This window comes from Ponticaulis profundi, from assembly GCF_042659465.1.
Taxonomy (GTDB): Bacteria; Pseudomonadota; Alphaproteobacteria; order Caulobacterales; family Hyphomonadaceae; genus Ponticaulis; species Ponticaulis profundi.
This window is the reverse complement of record NZ_JBHSSW010000009.1, coordinates 17,027-35,406: the sequence shown is the minus strand read 5'-3', so window position 1 is coordinate 35,406 and position 18,380 is coordinate 17,027. Positions and strand designations below refer to the sequence as shown.

Genomic DNA, 18,380 nt, shown 5'->3' with positions numbered 1-18,380 from the left:
TTGATGGTATGAGAATTGGTGGTCGATGAGCGATACGAAGAACGTAAATTCAGAGTCTGATGGTGGTCGTAAGCCCCTTTCCGTAGGTCGCGGAAAGGATTCCGGGACTGTGAAGCAAAGTTTTTCTCACGGACGGTCCAAGCAGGTTGTCGTCGAGAAAAAGAAAAAGCGTATCACTCAACCCGCGGGCAAAACCGGTAAGCCAGCTGCGGCTGGTGCATCTGGTGGCAAGCCAAAAGTGTCCAAGGCAGCGGAACTCGCGAAGAAGCTCGGTATCACCGAAGCAGAACTTCGCGCGCGCCAGATGGCTCTGAAGAAGCGGGAAGAGGACGAGAAGAAGCGTAAGGCGGAAGACGAAGCGCGCGCAGAAGCGCAGCGCCGTCTGGCTGAAGAGCAGGAACGCCGTCAGCAGGAAGAAGAACAACGCGTCGAAGAAGAAGCCCGTCGCAAGGCTGAGGAAGAAGCGCGTAAGAAAGCTGAAGCCGAAGCGGCTCGCCTTGCGGAAGAAGAAGCCCGCAAGCCGAAAGCCGAGCGCAAGGCACCTGCGAAACGCGAACCGGTACGCAATGAGCCTGTTCCGGAAGCTGAGCCGGATGCAAGCCCGCTCGCGGAACTTGGTGGCCGTGTCAAACGTGCGAAGCCAGCGGCGCCGCCGCCAGCCAAGCCGGCACGTCGCGGTGAGCCGAAGCGTCGTCAGGGCAAGCTGACCATCGCGGCAGCTCTTGACGGTGATGAAGTGCGTCAGCGCTCTCTCGCATCGGTACGTCGTGCCCGCGAAAAAGAAAAAGAACGCCGTATGGCGGGGCAGAAGGACAATAAGGAAAAGTCGAGCCGCGAGGTTATCGTTCCTGAGACCATCACCCTGCAGGAACTTGCAAACCGTATGACGGAACGCGTCGCTGACGTTGTGAAGTTCATGATGAAGCAAGGCGAGATGATGCGCGCCAACGACATGCTCGATGCCGATATGGCAGAGCTGATCGTTGAGGAGTTCGGTCACACTGTGAAACGTGTGTCGGAAGCCGACGTCGAGATCGGTCTGGAAGGACCGGATGATGACGAAGGAGATCTCGTTGGCCGTCCGCCGGTTGTGACCATTATGGGTCACGTTGACCACGGTAAGACATCTCTGCTCGACGCCATGCGCTCTACGGACGTTGTGTCCGGTGAAGCGGGCGGTATCACGCAGCATATTGGTGCCTATCAGGTGACGCTGGAATCCGGTGACAAGATCACCTTCCTCGACACGCCAGGCCACGCGGCATTCTCTGCCATGCGTGCGCGTGGTGCCGATATCACCGATATCGTCATTATCGTCGTCGCGGCTGATGATGGTGTCATGCCGCAGACAATCGAGGCGATCAGCCACGCGAAAGCCGCTGGCGTTCCGATCATCATTGCGGTGAACAAGATCGATAAGCCTGAAGCCGATGCGAACAAGGTTCTGACCGAGCTTCTGCAATACGACATTCAGGTCGAAGCCATGGGCGGTGAAGTCCAGGCGATCGAAGTCTCTGCGAAAGAGAAAATGGGTCTGGATAACCTGACAGAAGCGATCACGCTTCAAGCGGAAATCCTCGAACTTCAGGCAAACCCGGATCGTGATGCCGATGGCGTCGTGGTCGAGAGCCAGCTCGACAAGGGCCGCGGTCCTGTCGCGACCGTACTCGTCAAGCGCGGTACGCTGAAACGTGGTGATATTGTTGTTGCCGGTTCTCAGTGGGGTAAGGTCCGTGCCCTCGTGAACGAGCGCGGCCAGCAGCTGAAAGAAGCGGGTCCAACCGTTCCTGCCGAGATCCTTGGTCTCGACGGTGCGCCGGACCCAGGCGACCCATTCGTTGTTGTCGACAATGAGCAGCGTGCCCGCGAGATTACGGAATACCGTATCCGCATGAAGAAACAGGCGCGTGGTGCAGGTCCGACGGCAAAAGCATCTCTGGAGCAAATGCTCTCAAGACTGCAGTCGGGTGCTGGTGAAACATCTGAAGCTCCGCTTGTTGTCAAAGGCGACGTTCAGGGCTCTGTCGAAGCGATCACGCAAGCGGTCGAGAAAATGTCGACGGAAGAGGTTCGTGCACGTGTCATCTATGGCGCGGTTGGCGGTATCTCTGAATCCGACGTTCTGCTCGCTCAGTCGTCCGGTGCACCGATCATCGCGTTCAACACACGTGCGAACAAACAGGCGCGTGAACTTGCTGAACGTGAAGGCGTCGAGATCCGTTATTACTCAGTCATCTACGACCTGATTGATGACGTTCGTGACACGCTGTCCGGCATGCTGGCGCCAGAAAAACGCGAAACCTTCATCGGTTACGCCGAAATTCTGGAAGTCTTCAACATCACGAAGGTCGGCAAGGTTGCTGGTTGCCGTGTGACCGAAGGCGTCGTGAAGCGTGGTTGTGGTGTTCGCCTGCTGCGTGATGACGTTGTCATCCATGAAGGCATGCTGAAAACGCTCAAGCGCTTCAAGGACGAAGTTCCAGAGGTCAAAGAAGGCAATGAATGCGGTATGGCGTTCGAACGCTATGAAGACATTCGTGTCGGCGACCTCATCGAGTGTTTCCAGGTCGAAATGATCGAACGGAAACTCGAAGTCACCAACTAGACCATTCATCGGCCAGCCCCTCAAAAGGCTGGCCGATTTGCATTCCGGCAGAATTTCTGGCCCGATGTTTTCACCCCATTAGGGCTTCATGCTTAGGGTGGCTTTATGTTGCGTGCTGTCTCTTCCCCTTCATCCGAAGACGATCTTCAGGCCGACCAGGTTCTGTCGGCGGGCGGATCGTATAAACAGCGCGAGCTGAAACGCATTGCGCGTCGTATGCGCCGCAGCGTGCTGGGTCCAACCTCCGTTTATTATGCAGGCGTGACAGCGCCTGCGATTGCAGCCGGCATGGCGACGGTCTGTTCGGCGGCCTTCAGCCGTGCGGGCTGGGACCCTTACTGGGTGCTGATGGCGTCTGCCATTATGGCTTCGATGGCGGGCATTTCCTGGTATCTCATCTTCATGCGCCTTGCGTATCGCCATGGCTTTGGCCGCGGCACAGAGAAGAATGAAACGACCAATATGCGGTTTGACTGGCAGGGCGTGACCTGGGAGCGGGGCCAGATGCGGGCAGAAGTCGCCTGGCCGGGTATTTCCGGCATCGATCTGAAGAAAAGCTTCATCCATGTGCGTGTAATTGACGGCGAAGATCTGATCCTGCCGCGCAGCTGGTTTCAGCGCCGCACCGATATGAAAGATTTCGCTGACAAGCTGACCCGCATGCGCAAGGAATTCTCAGCGCGCGGCTAAACAGGCAGTGCCATTGCCGGGTAATTTCTGTTAGATAGCCCTCATGACAAAACACAAGAACATGTCCGCTCAAGGACCTTCACAACGACAGCTGCGGGCCGGTGAACTCATCCGCCACGCGCTTGTGGATATTATGGCGCGCGAAGAGTTCCGCGACCCGGCCCTGCAAGGGGTGTCCGTCACGATCGGCGAGGTGCGTACCTCGCCGGACCTGAAGCATGCGACCATCTTCTGCTCGCCTCTGGTGGGAAGCCAGGACGCTGATGGCGTTGCTGATGCGCTGAACCGGGCGAGTGCCTTTATCCGGGGCAAGCTTGGCCGCGTGATCGATATGAAGTTCACACCGCAACTGCGTTTTCTGGCTGACAAAAGCTATGACGATGCCAATGCGATGGAGCGTCTGCTCGACAATGTGGCCGAGCGCGAAGGCTTCCACGACGAAGACGAGTAACCCGCGCGTCTTTCGCGGATGCAGGCCTGTTTTCCAATGAAATTACGTTCATGCCGCGTTATGCGACATCCGTTCAACTTGTCCTGAATTGAGACAGTCGCTAGTTTGCTTGCCACTAGGGAAAGACTGGGCATGAAATCAAACACGATTCTGGCAGGCGTGATGGCGGTGTGCTGTCTTATGCCAACGGCGATGGGCCAATCCGTCTCTCCGGACGGCGAAACCTATCGTACGCCAGATCGCATGGAACAATATGACTGGGCTGCCAACGTCACCATGACCAATCTTGGTGAGGTGACGATCCCCTATGACGGAAACTCTGAGTGGGAAGTCGATGACCCGGCTTATTGCAGCCAGGCCTGTGGTGCTTTCATGGGGTGTGAAGCGTTTCTCTTTTCCGAGCCGCTCGTCAGAAACAAGCGGCCGACCTGCCGGATGCTGACCGGGCTGACCGATCTTGAGGTTGCGAGCGGTCGTCACCTCTATATTCGCAAATAAGCCGCTCAGGCAGCGCTTTACGCCGCTCAAGGACTTCGCTAGAAGCCGTCTCTTCTCGAAGAATAATTATGGAACGAAGTGTTCTATATTGAAAATGGGTGATGAACCGTCCGATCCGGTTCATGTCCTGAAAGGTGAATGATGGCACGACAACGCAAGCGCAAGGGCGATCCGGTTCATGGCTGGCTGAATCTCAACAAGCCTTATGAAATGACCTCGACCCAGGCTGTTGCCATCGTCAAACGTCTGTTCAATGCCCAGAAGGTCGGCCATGGCGGCACGCTCGATCCGCTTGCCGATGGCATTCTGCCCATCGCGCTGGGTGAGGCGACGAAAACCAGTGCCTACGCCATGGATGCAGACAAGGATTATACCTTTCGCATTGCCTGGGGCAGTTCCACGACCACGCAGGACAAGGAAGGCGAGGTCACCGCGACGAGCGATGCGCGCGCAAGCCTTGATGATGTCCGCGCGGCACTCGCCAAATTCGTCGGCGATATCGAACAGGTGCCGCCGCAGTTTTCCGCCATCAAGGTGAATGGTGAGCGTGCCTATGATCTTGCGCGCGACGGTGAAACGGTTGAGCTTAAATCCCGCGCTGTCACGCTTTATGAGGCGGAGCTCGATGATGCCTCGACGCAGGACGAAGCCATTATTCATGTGACCTGTGGCAAGGGGTTCTACATCCGGGCGCTGGTGCGTGATCTGGCTTTCGAGCTTGGGCTCGAAGGCCATGTGTCAGCGCTGAAGCGAACCCGCGTAGGTGCCTTTGAGCTCGAGCATGCGGTGTCGATTGACGATCTGGAAGCCATGGAAGACGCGCTTTCGCGCCGGGATGCGCTCATCCCGATTGAAGAGGCGATTGATCAGATTCCAACGGTGAATATCTCCGGTCAGGAACTCGCGCGGCTCCGAAATGGCAATGATGTCCTGATCATGCCGCATGACATGGCGAGCTATCGCGATCAGCGAGATGAGCTGTTCGGTGAGGATAGCGATGATCGCATCGCGCTTGGGCTGAGCGACGGCAAGGCCATTGCGCTGGGTGAGGTGCGTGCCGGGCGGTTCATGCCGTCACGCGTCTTCCAGATGTAGAGGCCGCGCGCGTCCTAAAACTCAATGCCTTGCTGAGCTTTCACGCCGTCCCGGAAGGGGTGTTTGATCTGGGTCATTTCGGTGACCAGGTCGGCGATCTCGATCAGACCTTCTTTCGCATTTCGACCGGTGATGACGACGTGAACGTCATCGGGCTTTTCCGTCTTCAGAAATTCAATCACTTCCTCGACGGGGATATAGTCATACCGCAGAACGATGTTGAGCTCGTCGCACATGACCAGCCTGTAGTCGCCGCTTCGGATCATGTCTTTCGCAGCTTCCCATGCTTTTCGCGCCGCGGCGATATCGCGCTGGCGGTCCTGCGTTTCCCAGGTGAAACCCTCACCCATGCGCTTCAGCGTGACGAGATCTGAAAACCGATCCAGCGCGAGGCGTTCGCCAGTGTCGATTTTGCCTTTCACGAACTGAACAACGCCAACCCTGTGACCATGGCCGAGCGAGCGGAACACCATGCCAAAGGCCGCCGTGGATTTGCCCTTACCCTTGCCGGTGTGGACGATCAGCAGACCTTTTTCGATGGTCTTGGATGCCATCTTCTTGTCGTGCGCTGCTTTATGCTTTCGCATTTTTTCCGCATGGCGTGCGTCCCGTTCGGCGTCATTCATGTCTCCGGGCGTTTTCGTCATGGGATGTCCTCTCATTGGGGCGGGGCTTGAGCTGAGAGGGGTAGCGGGCCTTGATGGCCTCCGTCCAGTGAGAAAGCGAACAGAATCGCGCACAAAAAGAAAGGACTGCCGGGTGGGGCAGTCCTTTCACAAGCCCTTGAGGGTGTGGGGGGACAGTCGGGCTTGGGGTTCGGTTTAAGCCGCGGCGCCGCGATACATCAGGCGCTTGGCTTTCCTGGAGTCTTTCGCCTTCTTCTCAGCAGGGGCGTAGTTCACGCCGCGATAGACCAGATTGTGTTTCTCGGTTGCAACTGGTGCATTGTCGTTCGCTGCAGCTTCGAAACCACGGTAAAATAGCTTGCTCATATCATGTCTCCTTTCGGGGCGGCTGCGGTTGTCTTATGTCCGCGCCGCTGTCGTTTCCTTCTATGCATTCATATATATGCAAGGTGTGTAAGTTTGTCAACATATCTATGAAAAAATTTCGACATCTCCACCTGCGCGCGTATATCTCTGTTTTTATGGGGAAATTGGCCTGCCACTCGGTGTCGCGCAAAAGACGGGCATGAAAAAAGTTTCGTAGGGGAAGCCTGGTTGAACACTGGCGCGCTGGTTCGGCGGAAGAGGCCGCGCTTCACAGGCCTGCATGTCAGTGTGCGATTGCGAACAGGCCTTTCCTTTCAGGCCATTTTCTGTCATATGAGCGCATCCGGCTGAGTAACTGCCACTCTAGCCTTGCTGGACGACATCCCGGCAAGCGCTGAATCGGTAAGACAGTCCGGGCTTCAACGCCAATTTGGCTATATCAACCGCCGTCCTCCGGGGCGACAGATAAGAAAGTATTGCGATGTCGATTACGGCTGAAAAAAAATCAGAACTGATCAAGAAGTTTGCTCGCGGTGAAGGCGACACAGGCTCACCAGAAGTACAGGTTGCGATCCTCACAGAGCGCATTGCGAACCTCACAGAGCACTTCAAAGACAACAAAAAAGACAACCACTCACGCCGCGGGCTCCTGAAAATGGTCGCAACGCGTCGTAAACTTCTGGACTATGTGAAGTCCCGTGACGAGAGCCGTTACCAGGCTCTTATTGAAGAACTGAATTTGCGCCGATAGCGCCAGTTCAACGCCCGCCAGCAGCAATCCGGCTCCTGGCGGGTTTTTGTATGAAAAGAGAGATGTATGTTCGATAAACATGTTGTGTCGACAGAATGGGCAGGACGCCCACTAATTCTGGAGACAGGCCGCGTAGCCCGTCAGGCTGACGGTGCGGTCATCGCCACCTACGGCGAAACGTCAGTCCTCGCCACGGTTGTGGGCGCCAAACAGGCGAAACCAGGCCAGGACTTCTTCCCGCTGACTGTCAATTATCAGGAGAAATACTCCGCAGCGGGCCGTATTCCAGGTGGCTTCTTCAAACGTGAAGGCCGCCCGACCGAAAAAGAAACCCTCACTTCACGTCTGATTGACCGTCCGATCCGTCCGCTGTTCGTTGATGGCTTCAAGAATGAAGTTCAAGTTGTTCTGACCGTCATGTCCTATGACGGCGAAAACGATCCTGATATTGTTGCCATGGTTGGTGCGTCTGCGGCGCTGACGCTGTCTGGCCTCCCATTCATGGGCCCGATCGGCGCTGCGCGCGTTGGCTATAAGGATGGCGAATACGTCATCAACCCAACGATCCAGCAAATGGAAGAAACCGACCTTGATCTCGTCGTTGCGGGTACGCAGGACGCGGTCATGATGGTTGAATCTGAAGCGAAAGAGCTTTCAGAAGATGTGATGCTCGGCGCTGTTATGGCTGGCCACAAATCCTTCCAGCAAGTGATCGACCTGGTCATCGACCTTGGCGAGCGCGCTGCGAAAGAGCCATGGGACTATGAACCAGCTGACCACTCTGCTGAGCTGAAGCAAATTCAGGATCTCGTTGGTGCGGACCTTTCTGCGGCTTACAAGATCAAGGACAAGGGCGAGCGTCAGGCGGCGGTCGCTGCGGCACGCGAAAAAGCTGTTGAAGCTCTGGTCGCAACGGAAGAAAAGCCAGAGGGCATGGACGCTCTGGTCTTCAAGGATCAGTTCAAGAAAGCCGAAGCGAAAGTCGTTCGCGGTGACATCATCAAGACCGGCGTTCGTATCGATGGCCGTAAGCTCGATGAAGTTCGCGACATCGTTTCAGAAGTCGGCATTCTGCCACGCACGCACGGTTCTGCACTCTTCACCCGTGGTGAAACGCAGGCGCTTTGTGTTGCAACACTCGGCACGGCTGATGATGAGCAGATGATTGATGGTCTGGACGGCCTCCGTAAGGAAGGCTTCATGCTGCACTATAACTTCCCGCCATATTCTGTCGGTGAAGCGGGTCGCATGGGCTCTCCGGGTCGTCGTGAAATCGGTCACGGCAAGCTCGCATGGCGCGCGACAAAGGCAATCCTTCCAACACGCGAAGAATTCCCTTACGTCCTGCGTGTTCTTTCTGAGATCACTGAATCCAACGGTTCGTCTTCCATGGCGACGGTTTGTGGTACGTCTCTCGCGCTGATGGATGCCGGTGTTCCGATCAAGCGTCCGGCGTCTGGTATCGCAATGGGTCTGATCAAGGATGATGACGGCGTTGCTGTCCTGTCAGACATTCTGGGTGATGAAGATCACCTGGGCGACATGGACTTCAAAGTGGCTGGTACCTCCGAAGGCATCACGTCGCTTCAGATGGACATCAAAATTGCCGGTATCACCGAAGACATCATGAAGACAGCCCTCGCTCAGGCGAATGGCGGTCGTATGCATATCCTCGGCGAAATGGCCAAAGCCCTGACGGAATCGCGCTCTGAACTGTCGGCGAACGCGCCGCAAATGGAGACAATGCAGATTCCAACCGACAAGATCCGTGAAGTCATCGGTTCTGGCGGTAAGGTCATCCGTGAGATCGTGGACACGACGGGTGCCAAGGTCAGCATTGAAGATGATGGCAGTGTCACACTTTCCGCAATGGATCGCTCTGCGATTGAAGCGGCACGCAAGTGGATCCTCGGCATCACGGCTGAGCCGGAAGTCGGCGAAATCTATCAGGGCAAAGTCGTTGCCGTGAAAGACTTCGGTGCATTCGTGAACTTCTTTGGTCCAAAAGACGGCCTCGTGCATGTCAGCCAGCTCGCTCAGGAGCGTGTGAAGCACCCGAAAGACGTTGTTTCCGAAGGCGATAGCGTTTGGGTAAAACTTTTGGGCTTTGATGATCGCGGTAAAGTTCGCCTGTCCATGAAAGTCGTTGACCAGGAAACCGGTCAGGCGATTGAAGAAGACAAAGGCGAAGACAGCTAGGACAGAGGACAAGGAGGGCAGTTTCATGCCGGCGTTACGGCGTTTCGGTCAAACCGACTTCCCTCCTGTTTTTGTGTCTTTGCTGGCTGTCATCAGTCTGTTTTTGATGGAGCCGTTTTCAGCTGTTCAGGCTGAAACGGCTCTTTCTGTATCTGCTTCGGTGCCGGATTATTCCCGTTCCCACACTGTGGAGTCGCCCTGTGATCCGACGCTCGACATTCCCATGTCGATCACGCCCTATGTCGCCTATGCCAATCTGTGCGTTTTCTCGGATCAGGAAGACATTACCGCGCTCAGCGGCGATGAAATCCAGATGTTCAATCGCCTGAACGAGATCCGAGAGGCAAATGGACTTCCCCGCCTGATGTGGCATCCGGGGGCGGCGCGTGCCGCGCGTATGCATGGCGTCGACATGATGAAGCGGGACTATTTTGCGCATGCCTCTCTTGAAGGATTACGCGCTTCCGATCGCCTGCGTCGTCTGAACCGGCGTGAAGTGTTCGGTGTGGTCGCCGAGAATCTGGCCTGGTTTCGCGATGGATATCCGCAAACCTATTCCGGCCTGACGCTGCAGCGCCAGCTCGAGCAAAGTCCCAAACATTATAAATCCATGGTGGATGGGTCCTATACCCATGTTGGTCTGTCGATTGTGCGCCAGGGCGATACGTATATTGCCGTGCAGGTCTTCCTGAGTTCCGAAGGTCAGCTGGAAGTGCCCGTTCCGAGCATGGTGCATTCGGGCGATGGCTTTGAATTGCCGCCGCGCCTCGGCCTGCGCGAAGTGGGCGGCTGGCGGCTGGTCGATGAAACCGGCGCAATTGTCGCAAAAGGCTATGATCGCATTGTTCGTATCCCGGAAATTCAGCACAAGCGCTTGCGTTTGATGATATTGGCTGCTGAAACGCCAACCTCATATCTGATCCTCAACGGACCTTCAGCGGATTACCAATAGGTCCCCTCATTTTCCGGGAGAACACATGACCCCTTATCTGATCGGCATTACGGGCGGTTCAGGGTCTGGCAAATCAACACTGGCGGATGCGCTAAAGCTTCGTCTGGGTGATGAGCAATGTACGCTTCTCGAAGAGGATCATTACTACAAGGCACGCACCGATCAGGCAGAGGGTGCCGAGACCTGGAGCCTTGAGGAAGTGGAAGCAAACGTCAATTTCGACGCCACCACCTCAAAGGATATGGCGCTGATGACATCCAATATCGCGGCGCTGAAGCGTGGCGAGACCATCCGTCAGCCGATCTATGATTTTGCCACCCATGACCGGGTGGCCGGTGAGAGCGTGACGGTGCGCCCGACGCCGGTGATCATCGTTGAAGGCATTCACGTGCTCAGCGAGCCGGAACTGGCGGATTTGTTCGACCTGAAAATCTATGTCGATACGCCTGATGACCTTCGTCTTTCGCGGCGCATTCTGAGGGATGTGATCCCGAAATCGGAAGGCGGACGCGGACGCAGTGTTGATCGGGTGATTTCCCAGTATCTGAAATTCGTGCGCGCATCGCACCACCGCTTCACAGAGCCTGCCAAGTTCATCTGTGATCTGGTGATTGCGGATGAAGGCCTGCCAGCTTATGGCAATGCCTGTCCATCCAAAGCGGCGATTGACCGTATGGTGGCGCCGGTCATGGCACAGATTCCAAAAGCCGTGATCAAATCCATTCATCGCGATTAGATGAAGGGTCTTCCGGTGTGCTCAGCCCTGGCTGACGACTAGAATTTGAAGGTAGATTTCAGCTGAACGCCGGCTTCGACTTCCTGCTCTTCCCAGGTCGAAACATCGTTCAGTTCCTGCGCACCGACGCTGACCTGACCGCCAACGCTGAAGCGTGGTGTGAACTGATAGCTTGCACCTGCGCGCATTTCCTCGCGTGGGAGCGGGGATTCTTCCGGGCGCGTCACCATGTGCAGATTCATTTTCCAGCGACCAATACCGCCCCATTGAAATGCGCGGGCATTTTCCTGGAAGGTCATATTGTTCGTTGGGTCTGCGTTCGGCACCTGCTCGGACAGGGTAAAGTTTTTATACCATGCCGGTGTCGGAGAATTCGCTGCGGTCGAATTTGCGTTCGCAATATCATCCTGCACGTCCTGCGATTGCGCAGACGCGGCCCCGCAAAGCAGGAGCACTGAAGCAGAACATATGACAGCAGCTAATTTCATGAGACCTATTAGGAACGGAAATGCGTAAATTTAAAGACAAATGCGAATTAAATTCCGGAATTATTCGGATATGCGGATTTCGAGCAACACTCCTTCACGATCAAGGCTCTGAGTTGTGCCAAACTGGCGCAAATTGGACTCTGTTTGGGCAAACCGATAGCCTAACGTAAAGTCAACATGATCGCCTAGCGAGCGGCCGAAACCAATGGTTGAAGTCCACCCTTCCAAGCCAAGCGCTTCATCTTCGCTTTTGTTCCCCGAAAGCTTGAAGGCCCAGTCCTTCCAGTACCAGGCGCCGCCCGCGGCCATGGAGTGATAGTCACCCAGCCCCCCATTGCTGGACGTCAGATAGCTTGCGCCAATCTGATAGACATCACGCTTTTCCAGCTCGAAGCCATAGCTCCAGGTTTCGACATCATCATAGATCGCGGTTTCAACGCTGGCCTGACTCCAGGTCAGAGAGCCGCGCAGGCGCAGATCGGCTTCGCGAAAGAAATGATAGCCCTGAATGCCGACTTCCCAGGCCTCGCCAAGTTCGGCCTCCAGCACATTGTCAAAGGTCTCGCCCGTGTTCAGATCAAGACGGCGAACGGAAGCATCCGGCGTGTAGGACCCGCCAATGCGAAAGCCCAGAATACGCGGACTGACGACGCTCACTTTTTCGGCCGTTGAAGATATATCGTTGCGAACGCGGGCAATGTTGATCCCGGACGGGTCCAGAATCGGATTTTCACTGCGCGCCAGGCTGAAGACAGTCGGTCCGCCTTCATAGAAACGCTGTGCGACGCCGGTATCGCGTCCGAGCACCAGCTCTCCCCAGCCGCCATCAAAGGCGAGATAAGCCGATTCGAGGCTGCCGCGCGCGCCGTATTCCTGGCCGTCGCTCGTGGAGGTCAGACGGGAAAAAGCGCCCTGAATGCCTTCGCCATTCACATTCGGGCATCCGGCGACGGTTGGCGGGCAGTCAATGACATGGCCAGCAAAGCCCGGACGGTCGGGGTGATCATTCTGTGCGCGAAAAGCAAAGCGCGCCGTCACTTCGACGCCGTTTTGCAGCACCTTGGACGCATGTCCTGACAATGAAAGCTCTGCCATGGCGTTTTCAGGCTGCGGTTCGCCGTCAATATCGCCATATCCGGAGAGGACTGTGACCAGTTCTGCATCAAGATCTGATTCGATCTGAGCCTGCGCTGAGGCGGTAAACACGGTGAAAGTGGAAAAGATTAAAAAGAATATACGCATTTCAAGGCCACTCATTGTCATTCAGGACTTTTAGCCTGAAAGTCACATGCTATACACCGAACGCTAAAAGTGTTGAACTGAGTGTTGCGAATTCGCCGGGAGTGATCATGAGCAAGTATCGAGCCTTAGCTGTAGCAATGGGTGCGTGTGCGCTCCTGACTGCTGGATGTATGTCTTCTGGCCGCAGTGATACTGTCGAGGCGGATACCGCGAAAGTCGGTGTCAACGCATTCCTCTGGCGCGCAACGCTGGACACATTGTCTTTCATGCCGCTGGCAAGTGCTGACCCTCAGGGCGGTATCATCATCACTGATTGGTATTCCAACCCGGATCTTGCCAATGAGCGCTTCAAGCTGACCGTTTACATTCTCGACACGCGCCTGCGCGCAGACGGTGTGAACGTCTCTGTCTTCAAACAGGTGAAGAATGAAGCGGGCGAGTGGATGGATGCGGCGACGGATCCGGACACAGAAATTCAGCTGGAAAACGCAATTCTGACGCGTGCGCGCGAACTTAAAGTCGGCGATTTCAGCTAACCCCAGTTTTAAAAAATATCCGGAAGGAGGACGCCAGTGGCGTCGCGATACAATCACCGCACCACAGAGCCGAAATGGCAATCTGTGTGGGCTGAGCAACGTATTTTTGAAGCGGGCGATCCGGAACCGGGTCGCCCGAAAGCCTATGTATTGGAGATGTTCCCCTATCCGTCGGGACGTCTGCATATGGGCCATGTGCGCAATTACGCCATGGGCGATGTCGTTGCTCGCTACAAGCTGATGAATGGCTTCAAAGTGCTTCACCCAATGGGGTGGGACGCTTTCGGTATGCCAGCGGAAAACGCAGCCATGCAGCGCGGTGTCCACCCGAAGGGTTGGACGTATGACAATATCGCCGCCATGAAGGCGCAGTTTGCGCTGCTCGGTCTGTCGCTCGACTGGACGCGCGAGTTTGCGACCTGCGATCCGAGCTATTACGCGCAGCAGCAGCGTATTTTCATCGCATTGCTCGAAAAAGGCCTCGTCTACCGCAAATCATCCAAGGTGAACTGGGACCCGGTCGATATGACCGTGCTCGCCAATGAGCAGGTCGTTGACGGCAAGGGCTGGCGCTCCGGCGCAGAGGTCGAGACCCGCGAGCTCGAGCAATGGTTCTTCAAGATCACCGAATATGCCGATGATCTGCTGGAAGAAGTCCGGAAACTCGAAAACTGGCCGGAGAAGGTTCGCAGCATGCAGGCGAACTGGATCGGTAAAAGCTTGGGCGCAAACCTGCGCTGGCCGCTGATTGGCGGCGATGCGGAACGTTTCGGCGACCATATCGAGGTTTTCACCACGCGTCCCGATACGCTCTATGGTGCGAGCTTTGTCGCGCTGGCACCCGATCACCCGATCACCAAAGAGCTGGCAAAAGAGAACCCTGCCATTGCTGACTTCCAGAAAGCCTGCGCAAAGCTGGGAACGTCTGAAGAAGCCATCGAAAAGGCACCAAAGCTTGGCATTGATCTGGGCATCAAGGTTCGCCACCCGTTTAATCCCGATTGGGAAATCCCGGTCTGGAGCGCGAATTTCGTGCTCTCAACCTATGGCTCCGGTGCCGTCTTCGGGTCACCGGCAGGTGATCAGCGCGACCTCGATTTCGCGCGCAAATATGACCTGCCTGTCCAGCCGGTTGTCTTGCCGCCGGAGGTGAAACCGGAAGATCATGAGATCACCGACGAGGCCTATACCGGCCCGGGCACGATCTATAATTCCGATTTCCTGAACGGCCTTTCGACAACCGATGCGATCCAGGCGGCGATTGCCAGACTGGAAGAAAATGGTCTCGGTGAAGGTGCAACGACTTATCGCCTGCGTGACTGGGGTGTCTCACGTCAGCGTTATTGGGGCTGTCCGATTCCGGTCGTCAAATGCGCAAGCTGCGGCACGCTGCCTGTGCCGGACGACCAATTGCCGGTTACTCTGCCGGAAGACGTGACATTCGATGTGCCGGGCAATCCGCTGGAGCGCCATCCGACCTGGAAGCATACGACCTGCCCGAAATGCGGCGGGGAAGCGGTCCGCGAGACGGACACGCTGGATACGTTTGCCGACAGTTCCTGGTATTTTGCCCGTTTCGCGGCGCCGGCTGATGACAAGCCGGTCGATCTGGAAGCTGCGAAATACTGGCTGCCGGTCGATCAGTATATTGGCGGTGTCGAGCATGCGGTTCTGCACCTTCTCTATTCGCGCTTTTTCTGCCGCGCGATGCGGGATGCCGGTCTGTTGCCGCTGGAATCGGGTGAACCCTTCCAGGCGCTCTTCACGCAGGGCATGGTCACGCACGAAACCTATAAATCGACGGATGGCCAATGGCTCTCTCCTGAGGAGATCGAAGAGTCAGACAATGGCTATATAGAAATCTCGACTCAGAAGCCGGTCACGACCGGTCCGATCGAGAAAATGTCCAAGTCCAAGAAGAACACGGTGGACCCGACCGAAATCATTTCAGATTTTGGTGCAGACGTCGCGCGCTGGTTCGTCCTGTCGGACTCGCCGCCGGAACGTGATGTGGAATGGACCCAGTCCGGTGTTGAGGGCTCCTGGCGTTTTGCACAAAAGGTCTGGGCCGTGGTCGATGCCTTGCCAGAGGGCGCGCCATCTGAAGGCGCGGCTCTGCCGGAAATGGATGATGCGGGTCTGGAACTTCGTAAGCTCAGCCACCGCGCCGTTCAGGCGATTTCGGACGCGATTGATGGTTTCCGTTTCAACTCGGCAATTGCGACGATCCATGAATGGATCAATGCGCTGCGCAAAGCGGAAAGTCAGGCAGAAACCGATGCCCTGCTTGCCGCGCGTATCGAGTCGATCTCATTCCTGGCGCGTGCGCTCACCCCTTTCATGCCGCACCTGGCGGAAGAAATCTGGGGCCGTATTGGCGGTGAAGGCCTTGTCAGCATCGCGAGCTGGCCTGTGGTTGATGAGGCGCTTCTGAAAGACGACACCATCACCTTGCCTGTTCAGGTGAATGGCAAGAAGCGCGCTGAGATCCAAGTCTCAGTCGATGCCGCAAAAGACGACATCGAAGCCATCGCCTTGTCACATTCCAATGTGAAAAGCTTTACGGATGGCCAAACCATCCGCAAGATCATTGTGGTGCCGGGGCGCATCGTCAACATTGTGGTGTCATGAAACAGCTTCTCCTCTCCGCCCTCATCTTCGGTTCAGCTGCGGCCTTGTCGGGCTGTGGTTTCACCCCGGTTTACGGGTCTTCGATGAATGCGGAAGAGGGCAGCATTCAGATCTCGCAGATTGACGGCCGCAGCGGTCAGATTCTGCGCCGTGAATTGCTGATGCTGTTGCGGCCGGGCCTGCCGAATGTTGATAGCGGCGCGCTGGATGTGACCTTGCAGATCCGTTCAACGGACTTTGCCATTCAGCCTGCCGGAGCGAACAGCCGGACGAATACCACGCTTCGCGCCAAATACACGCTGACGACGCCGGAAGGCACGCTTACGGGACGTGTTTCGGGCTTTACCAGCTTTGCGGCACCATCGTCACCTTACGCTGACATCATGGCGCGCCGTAATGCCGAAGACCGTGCAGCGGTTGATGTCGCGCGCAATCTGGTCACAGAGCTGCAGCTTCGTCTCGCCAGCGAGGAACGTTTTGCGGGTGAGGACACGGTCAATGAGGGCGACGCCGAAATCTTCGGTGATGAAGATGACTTCACCGATGTCGGCAGCGAAAGCGAGCTGTGAAACGACAAGGACGACAGGCTGAAGCGTTTTGCTCGGCGCCTGATCCACAGAGCGCTGCCATTCTCCTGTTCGGCAAGCCAGGCGCACCGATCGCAGAGCATGTCTCTCAGCTTGGTGATACCCTTCTGAAAGCCTCGAAAGACCCGATGGAGCGCAAACGGGTCTCTTATGAGGATGCCAAACAGGATCCGGGCTCAATCGTCGATGACCTGTTCTCGGCCTCTCTTTTTGGCGGCGTGAGCCTGGTGGAATACACCCTTCAGAAAGAGAGCGAGGCCGGGCCTGCACTCGACGCTCTGAAAGCGATTGATGAGCGCGGTGAAATGCCGGCCGGCCGCCTGATCGTGATCGCTGGTGACCTTGGTCCGCGATCCAAGACACGCAAGGCATTTGAAGCGTCCAAACATGCGACCGCGCTGCAGTTCTTTGAACGCACGCCTCAGGATTTTGCGCGATGGGTCGAAGATCATCTGCGCGAAAGCCAGATCGAGATCGAGCCGGATGCGCGCCAGCTGCTTGTTCAGATGCTGATGGAGGATCAGTCTCTGGCAGAGAGCGAGCTTGGCAAGCTGGCTCTGTTCTCAGACAGCCTCGGGCGTCCATTGACCACATCGGATGTGAACAATCTCGTCGCGCTGGAGGATCAGTCGTCACATTTCGAGCTGATTGATTTTGCGCTCGACGGCAAGACACGGGAACTGGCGAATATGCTGCCGCATATTGCGATGGAGACCGCGGCCATACCTTTGCTGATCGGGCTTTTGAACCAGCTGAAACGGCTCTCCACGGCGCATGAGATTTCGGCCAGCGGCATTCAGGGTGCCCGCATCGGTGAAAAGCTCTTCCCGCGTATATATGAGCGCCAATGGCCGGCTTTTGACCGTCGTATGCGGGTCTGGAGCCCGACGATTCTCTTGTCACTGGCCAACCGTGTTGCCGAAATTGATGGCGAGTGTCGGCGCGCTTCCAGTCCGCAGGACGCGCTGGTTGGCCACCTGCTTCTCGATATTGCGCGCACAGCACAGGCCCGCGCGAGATAATCGAAAAAAGAGTCGTTATTCCTGTATTTTTCCTCTTGCATCCGAGCGCCAGATGCGCTTTATCACCGCTTCCGGCGCTGCCGGACTACCCATTGTGAGCGGGCGTAGCTCAGGGGTAGAGCGCAACCTTGCCAAGGTTGATGTCGTGAGTTCGAATCTCATCGCCCGCTCCATTTTCCACTAAGAAAGTCAGTTTTCTATTCCCTAGCGTTTCAGGCGCCGGAGGAATGGAATGCGATCCGGCTTATAGCGATGGGGCCGGTTGTGCAGCCAGCTCTGCGCCAGAACCGGTACAAGGATCACCAGTCCAAGACTCATCACAGCGATCAGCCAGACAAACATGGTGACAATGGCAAAGCTGAGAATGCCAATCATGCAAACCAGCACAGCAAGACTGATGACAAGGCGGCAGAGAAAGACCGGCCAGCGCGTGAAGGAGCGATAGGCTGTGTCAGGGTTCGCCTGTGACAGCTCTGCATGCAGCTGCTCGATGAAGGCCGCGAACGCTTTGGAGCGATCCTCCACCTGGCCATCATCGCGCACATGCTTATTTGATAGCCAGTATTTCGGACCAGCATAAAGGCGCAGTGTGTAGCGGCCCGGCTTGTCGCGATGGGATTCATACTGATAGCTGACCGTTCGAATGGCGGAAAACGGCACTTTGCCCGACCGCCCGGTTTCATCGCGCCACACGAGACCCGTGCCGTTCAGATGCCAGTGTGTAACGGGTCGGGATGGATGAATACGCTGTGTGTAATCCATGTCTGTCCCCCAACAGGTGATTCCACAGTTCCAAACTTAGTGAAAAATGAAATCACCTGCGCGGGGGAGGTGCAAAGGAAAAAGCACCGAAACACGCCGGAGAAAGAAAATATCTGCGTTCACGAAAACGACAGGGTGAAAAG

General features: G+C 56.2%; 18 protein-coding genes and 1 tRNA gene. 14 read left to right on the top strand and 5 right to left on the bottom strand.

Annotated elements, in window-relative coordinates; all coding sequences use genetic code 11:
• Positions 1 to 25: 25 nt before the first annotated feature.
• The 5 genes from infB (at position 26) to truB (ending at position 5,339) form a co-directional block, all read left to right on the top strand.
• Positions 26 to 2,605 (top strand): translation initiation factor IF-2, encoded by a 2,580-nt coding sequence (gene infB, locus ACFQDM_RS07640; RefSeq protein ID WP_377377594.1) that lies wholly within the window; start codon positions 26 to 28, stop codon positions 2,603 to 2,605.
• A 105-nt stretch (positions 2,606 to 2,710) separates the two neighbouring features.
• Positions 2,711 to 3,295 (top strand): hypothetical protein, encoded by a 585-nt coding sequence (locus ACFQDM_RS07635; protein ID WP_377377592.1) that lies wholly within the window; start codon positions 2,711 to 2,713, stop codon positions 3,293 to 3,295.
• A 43-nt stretch (positions 3,296 to 3,338) separates the two neighbouring features.
• Complete coding sequence (gene rbfA, locus ACFQDM_RS07630; protein WP_377377589.1) at positions 3,339 to 3,746, top strand: 30S ribosome-binding factor RbfA; 408 nt, start codon at positions 3,339 to 3,341, stop codon at positions 3,744 to 3,746.
• Positions 3,747 to 3,878: 132 nt separating this feature from the next.
• Entirely contained in the window at positions 3,879 to 4,244 is a 366-nt protein-coding gene (locus ACFQDM_RS07625; RefSeq protein WP_377377586.1) for a hypothetical protein, read from the top strand.
• A 141-nt stretch (positions 4,245 to 4,385) separates the two neighbouring features.
• Complete coding sequence (gene truB, locus ACFQDM_RS07620; protein WP_377377583.1) at positions 4,386 to 5,339, top strand: tRNA pseudouridine(55) synthase TruB; 954 nt, start codon at positions 4,386 to 4,388, stop codon at positions 5,337 to 5,339.
• 14 nt (positions 5,340 to 5,353) lie between these two features.
• On the opposite strand, the gene cobO is transcribed toward truB, so the two are convergent.
• Together cobO and ACFQDM_RS07610 are read right to left on the bottom strand one after the other, a co-directional pair.
• Positions 5,354 to 5,986, bottom strand: a complete 633-nt coding sequence (cobO, locus tag ACFQDM_RS07615; RefSeq protein WP_377377581.1) for a cob(I)yrinic acid a,c-diamide adenosyltransferase — start codon at positions 5,984 to 5,986, stop codon at positions 5,354 to 5,356.
• A 174-nt stretch (positions 5,987 to 6,160) separates the two neighbouring features.
• Complete coding sequence (locus ACFQDM_RS07610) at positions 6,161 to 6,331, bottom strand: DUF4278 domain-containing protein (protein WP_377377578.1); 171 nt, start codon at positions 6,329 to 6,331, stop codon at positions 6,161 to 6,163.
• Between the two features lie 481 nt (positions 6,332 to 6,812).
• Between ACFQDM_RS07610 and rpsO the strand changes: the two genes are divergently transcribed.
• The 4 genes from rpsO (at position 6,813) to udk (ending at position 10,969) form a co-directional block, all read left to right on the top strand.
• Positions 6,813 to 7,082, top strand: coding sequence for a 30S ribosomal protein S15 (gene rpsO / locus ACFQDM_RS07605; protein WP_377377576.1), 270 nt, complete (start codon positions 6,813 to 6,815; stop codon positions 7,080 to 7,082).
• A gap of 66 nt (positions 7,083 to 7,148) precedes the next feature.
• On the top strand, positions 7,149 to 9,281 hold the full coding sequence (gene pnp, locus ACFQDM_RS07600) for a polyribonucleotide nucleotidyltransferase (RefSeq protein WP_377377573.1): 2,133 nt from the start codon (positions 7,149 to 7,151) through the stop codon (positions 9,279 to 9,281).
• A gap of 25 nt (positions 9,282 to 9,306) precedes the next feature.
• Positions 9,307 to 10,233 (top strand): CAP domain-containing protein, encoded by a 927-nt coding sequence (locus ACFQDM_RS07595; RefSeq protein WP_377377571.1) that lies wholly within the window; start codon positions 9,307 to 9,309, stop codon positions 10,231 to 10,233.
• A 25-nt stretch (positions 10,234 to 10,258) separates the two neighbouring features.
• Positions 10,259 to 10,969 carry a uridine kinase gene (gene udk / locus ACFQDM_RS07590; protein ID WP_377377568.1) on the top strand — a complete coding sequence of 237 codons (711 nt, stop codon included), beginning with the start codon at positions 10,259 to 10,261 and terminating at the stop codon, positions 10,967 to 10,969.
• A gap of 38 nt (positions 10,970 to 11,007) precedes the next feature.
• Here the strand turns inward: udk and ACFQDM_RS07585 are convergent, their stop codons facing one another.
• Together ACFQDM_RS07585 and ACFQDM_RS07580 are read right to left on the bottom strand one after the other, a co-directional pair.
• Positions 11,008 to 11,457, bottom strand: a complete 450-nt coding sequence (locus ACFQDM_RS07585) for an NtrZ family periplasmic regulatory protein (protein ID WP_377377565.1) — start codon at positions 11,455 to 11,457, stop codon at positions 11,008 to 11,010.
• A 60-nt stretch (positions 11,458 to 11,517) separates the two neighbouring features.
• A complete protein-coding gene (locus tag ACFQDM_RS07580; protein ID WP_377377562.1) occupies positions 11,518 to 12,663 on the bottom strand; it encodes a porin in 1,146 nt (381 codons plus the stop codon).
• A 143-nt stretch (positions 12,664 to 12,806) separates the two neighbouring features.
• On the opposite strand from ACFQDM_RS07580, the gene ACFQDM_RS07575 reads away from it, so the two are divergent.
• From ACFQDM_RS07575 to ACFQDM_RS07555, 5 genes are all read left to right on the top strand, one after another.
• The gene (locus tag ACFQDM_RS07575) at positions 12,807 to 13,235 is read left to right on the top strand and encodes a DUF3576 domain-containing protein (RefSeq protein ID WP_377377559.1); all 429 of its coding nucleotides are present in this window, start codon (positions 12,807 to 12,809) and stop codon (positions 13,233 to 13,235) included.
• A gap of 36 nt (positions 13,236 to 13,271) precedes the next feature.
• A complete protein-coding gene (leuS, locus tag ACFQDM_RS07570; protein ID WP_377377556.1) occupies positions 13,272 to 15,866 on the top strand; it encodes a leucine--tRNA ligase in 2,595 nt (864 codons plus the stop codon).
• On the top strand, positions 15,863 to 16,435 hold the full coding sequence (gene lptE, locus ACFQDM_RS07565; RefSeq protein ID WP_377377554.1) for an LPS assembly lipoprotein LptE: 573 nt from the start codon (positions 15,863 to 15,865) through the stop codon (positions 16,433 to 16,435). Before leuS ends, lptE begins: the two co-directional genes overlap by 4 nt.
• On the top strand, positions 16,432 to 17,475 hold the full coding sequence (gene holA, locus ACFQDM_RS07560) for a DNA polymerase III subunit delta (protein WP_377377551.1): 1,044 nt from the start codon (positions 16,432 to 16,434) through the stop codon (positions 17,473 to 17,475). Before lptE ends, holA begins: the two co-directional genes overlap by 4 nt.
• A gap of 98 nt (positions 17,476 to 17,573) precedes the next feature.
• Positions 17,574 to 17,648, top strand: a tRNA-Gly gene (locus ACFQDM_RS07555).
• A 31-nt stretch (positions 17,649 to 17,679) separates the two neighbouring features.
• Here the strand turns inward: ACFQDM_RS07555 and ACFQDM_RS07550 are convergent.
• A complete protein-coding gene (locus tag ACFQDM_RS07550; protein WP_377377549.1) occupies positions 17,680 to 18,237 on the bottom strand; it encodes a hypothetical protein in 558 nt (185 codons plus the stop codon).
• Positions 18,238 to 18,380 lie beyond the last annotated feature (143 nt).

Bases quoted from the DNA above. Each gene is read 5' to 3' on its own strand.
- infB (WP_377377594.1), top strand. From the start codon at position 26: ATGAGCGATACGAAGAACGTAAATTCAGAGTCTGATGGTGGTCGTAAG.
- ACFQDM_RS07635 (WP_377377592.1), top strand. From the start codon at position 2,711: ATGTTGCGTGCTGTCTCTTCCCCTTCATCCGAAGACGATCTTCAGGCC.
- rbfA (WP_377377589.1), top strand. From the start codon at position 3,339: ATGACAAAACACAAGAACATGTCCGCTCAAGGACCTTCACAACGACAG.
- ACFQDM_RS07625 (WP_377377586.1), top strand. From the start codon at position 3,879: ATGAAATCAAACACGATTCTGGCAGGCGTGATGGCGGTGTGCTGTCTT.
- truB (WP_377377583.1), top strand. From the start codon at position 4,386: ATGGCACGACAACGCAAGCGCAAGGGCGATCCGGTTCATGGCTGGCTG.
- cobO (WP_377377581.1), bottom strand. From the start codon at position 5,986: ATGACGAAAACGCCCGGAGACATGAATGACGCCGAACGGGACGCACGC.
- ACFQDM_RS07610 (WP_377377578.1), bottom strand. From the start codon at position 6,331: ATGAGCAAGCTATTTTACCGTGGTTTCGAAGCTGCAGCGAACGACAAT.
- rpsO (WP_377377576.1), top strand. From the start codon at position 6,813: ATGTCGATTACGGCTGAAAAAAAATCAGAACTGATCAAGAAGTTTGCT.
- pnp (WP_377377573.1), top strand. From the start codon at position 7,149: ATGTTCGATAAACATGTTGTGTCGACAGAATGGGCAGGACGCCCACTA.
- ACFQDM_RS07595 (WP_377377571.1), top strand. From the start codon at position 9,307: ATGCCGGCGTTACGGCGTTTCGGTCAAACCGACTTCCCTCCTGTTTTT.
- udk (WP_377377568.1), top strand. From the start codon at position 10,259: ATGACCCCTTATCTGATCGGCATTACGGGCGGTTCAGGGTCTGGCAAA.
- ACFQDM_RS07585 (WP_377377565.1), bottom strand. From the start codon at position 11,457: ATGAAATTAGCTGCTGTCATATGTTCTGCTTCAGTGCTCCTGCTTTGC.
- ACFQDM_RS07575 (WP_377377559.1), top strand. From the start codon at position 12,807: ATGAGCAAGTATCGAGCCTTAGCTGTAGCAATGGGTGCGTGTGCGCTC.
- lptE (WP_377377554.1), top strand. From the start codon at position 15,863: ATGAAACAGCTTCTCCTCTCCGCCCTCATCTTCGGTTCAGCTGCGGCC.
- ACFQDM_RS07550 (WP_377377549.1), bottom strand. From the start codon at position 18,237: ATGGATTACACACAGCGTATTCATCCATCCCGACCCGTTACACACTGG.